Annotated in this window: 1 protein-coding gene and 1 tRNA gene; one reads left to right on the top strand and one right to left on the bottom strand. The window is 65.6% G+C overall.

Annotated elements, in window-relative coordinates:
- Positions 1-203 precede the first annotated feature (203 nt).
- Positions 204-2,342 (top strand): type I restriction endonuclease, encoded by a 2,139-nt coding sequence (locus QZX93_RS04725; RefSeq protein ID WP_295387149.1) that lies wholly within the window; start codon positions 204-206, stop codon positions 2,340-2,342.
- 200 nt (positions 2,343-2,542) lie between these two features.
- On the opposite strand, the gene QZX93_RS04720 is transcribed toward QZX93_RS04725, so the two are convergent.
- Positions 2,543-2,632, bottom strand: a tRNA-Ser gene (locus QZX93_RS04720).
- Between the last annotated feature and the right edge of the window lie 226 nt (positions 2,633-2,858).

The following is a 2,858-nucleotide window of genomic DNA, read 5'->3' as shown; positions in this document are numbered from 1 at the left end:
GCCGCGGGGCCATACACCCCCCCTTCCCCCTGGCTCCCAGCCCCCCTATGTCCCCCAGCGTCCCGACCGCTCTTCACCACCCTCGTTGGCGATTACCCGCATCATTCACCAACTATAGGCGGGTTTAGGTAGCCATCGACATCCTGGACCGCATCCGCAAGCAGCTCGACGACCGCGGTACCCTGGACCTGCTGCGTCACGGGGTGGAACTGCTGGGCCTGCGCAAGCCGCTGCAATTGGCCCAATTCAGGCCGGCGCTGGCCATGAACCCGGCCCTTGAGGCCCGTTACCAGGCCAATCGGCTGCGGGTGGTGCGCCAAGTCCATTATTCGCTGCACCATGAGAACAGTTTGGACCTGACGCTCTTCCTGAATGGCCTGCCCGTCGCGACCGCTGAACTGAAGACCGATTTCACCCAGTGCGTGGAAGACGCGGTGGATCAGTACCGCTTCGACCGGGACCCCAAGCCCAAGGGTAAGGGCCAGCCGGAGCCCCTGCTGGCCTTTCCGAGCGGTGCCCTGGTCCACTTCGCGATCAGCAACTCGCGGGTCGCCATGAGGACCCGGCTCCAGGGTCCGGGGACCCGCTTTCTGCCCTTCGATCGGGGCGACGCGGGCGGGGCCGGCAACCCGCCCAACCCCAGTGGGCACCGCACCGCCTATCTGTGGGAGTCCGTCTGGGAGCGCGAGAGTTGGCTTGAGATCCTGGGCCGCTATCTGGTCGCCCAGCGCGACCACAAAAAACGGATCGACACGATCGTCTTCCCCCGCTTCCACCAGCTCGACGCGACCCGCAAGCTCGTGGCGACGGTGCTGGCTGAGGGTCCCGGCGGCCTGTATCTGGTCCAGCACTCGGCCGGGTCCGGCAAGACCAACTCCATCGCCCGGGCCGCGCATTTCCTGGCGGACCTGCACGACGCGGACAACCGCAAGCTGTTCGATACGGTGCTGGTGGTCTCCGACCGCACGGTGCTGGACGACCAGCTTGCGGATGCGATGTTCGGCTTCGAGCGCACCGCGGGGGTGGTGGCGGTCATAACCCGGGACAGCGGCAGCAAGAGCGGCGAGCTGGCGCGGGCACTCGCGGGGGGCAAGAAGATCGTGGTCTGCACCATCCAGACCTTCCCCTTCGCCATCCAGGCGGTCCGGGAGCTGGCGGCGACCCAGGGCAAGCGCTTCGCGGTGATCGCCGACGAGGCCCACAGCTCCCAGACCGGGGAGGCGGCGGCCAAGCTCCGGGAGCTGCTGTCGACGCAGGAGTTGGCAGACCTGGCGGACGGCGGGGAACTGGGCACGGAGGACCTGCTGGCGGCCCAGATGACGGCCCGGGCGGGCGCCGGGGAGTCCGGCATCACCTATATCGCCTTCACCGCGACCCCCAAGGCCAAGACCCTGGAGCTGTTCGGCCGGCGGCCCGCGCCGCTCCTGCCGCCCGGCCCCGACAACCTGCCGGCGACCTTCCATGTCTATTCGATGCGCCAGACCATCGAGGAGGGTTTTATCCTCGACGTGCTGCGCAACTACACCCCCTACAAGCTCGCCTTCCGGCTCGCCGCACTGGGTCCGGGAGGGGACTGGGATCAGGCCGAGCAGGATGTGGTCCGCGACGAGGCGCTGAAGGGCGTCCTGCGCTGGGTGCGGTTGCACCTGGATTTCGTCAACGAGCCGGACGACATCCTTACCGCCTTCAAGCCCTGTTACGAGACCGCCACACGCGCGGGCGTCACCGACCCGAATCTGATCTATGACCTGCGCGCCCGGCTGGATGCCGCCGGCGACTACGACGACTTCGAGATCGAGCGCGTGGTGGCCGTGGAGCTGAACCCCCGGGCGACCCAGGCGCAACTGGCCGCCGCCCTGGAGCCGGTGGCGGACCGGTTGCTCAGACCCTTCAAGGCGCAGCGGGAGGCATTGGACGCCGCCAAGGCCAGAGGGGATGCCGCGGCGGTACAGGTCGCCCAGGATGCGATGAACGCCTTGATCCTGTTCAACCGCAACCTGGGGGCGTACCTGCGCGTCTATGCCTTCCTCTCCCAGATCTTCGATTACGGCAATGCCGCCATCGAGAAACGGGCGATCTTCTATAAGCGCCTGCTGCCGCTGCTGGAGCTCGGACGGGCGCGCGAAGGGGTCGATCTGTCGCAGGATGAACGCGATCATCGACGCCTTCGCCGCCCACGGCACCATGAGCAAGCAGGCACTGGACTCCGAGCGGGTGCGCCGCGGTCTCCAGGACATCCTGCTGGGACCCGGGCAGATCTGGGAAGCGCTGCGCGAGCGCGACAACGAGCCAGCGTAGGCCTACCGTTCGTCGGACGGAAAGAGGCCCTGAGAGGCCTCTAGCAGGCTGTCGGACTTAGTGATGCAACCGATTGAATGCAAAGAGTTTCCTCTTTTGCGCCAAAAAGTCGTTTTCCTGTTTAATCAATCGGTTACGCCATCAAGTCCGACAGGCTGCTAGCGTGCGCGTTCTTGTGGGTAGATTCGTGGTTAGAAAGCGGCTCCTTAAGAAAAAGAGCTTTTCTATCAGTCGCCTAAAAAATTGGCGGAGAGGGTGGGATTCGAACCCACGGTACGCTCACGCGTACACCTGATTTCGAGTCAGGCCCGATCGGCCTCTCTGGCACCTCTCCGGGATGCTGGTCTCGCCGCACGCGTGGCAGCGAGTTGGATAGTTTAGTCGCCGCAGCGCCGCCTGTCTAGGGTGCGCGACGAGGTGTTCAGGGCGGAACCGTTCTAGCCAGGACTCTCTGTTGCAACCGGCGGTTGTCCGCAACACTGGACAACGCCAGGTGGCCCGGGTATAAAGCACGTCGGTCCCCTTACTGTCCGAGGCCCCGTGCGTGAACCTTCGTGAGG

The sequence above is a fragment of the uncultured Thiodictyon sp. genome (assembly GCF_903946935.1).
Lineage (GTDB): Bacteria > Pseudomonadota > Gammaproteobacteria > Chromatiales > Chromatiaceae > Thiodictyon.
This window is presented reverse-complemented; position numbering and strand designations above follow the sequence as displayed.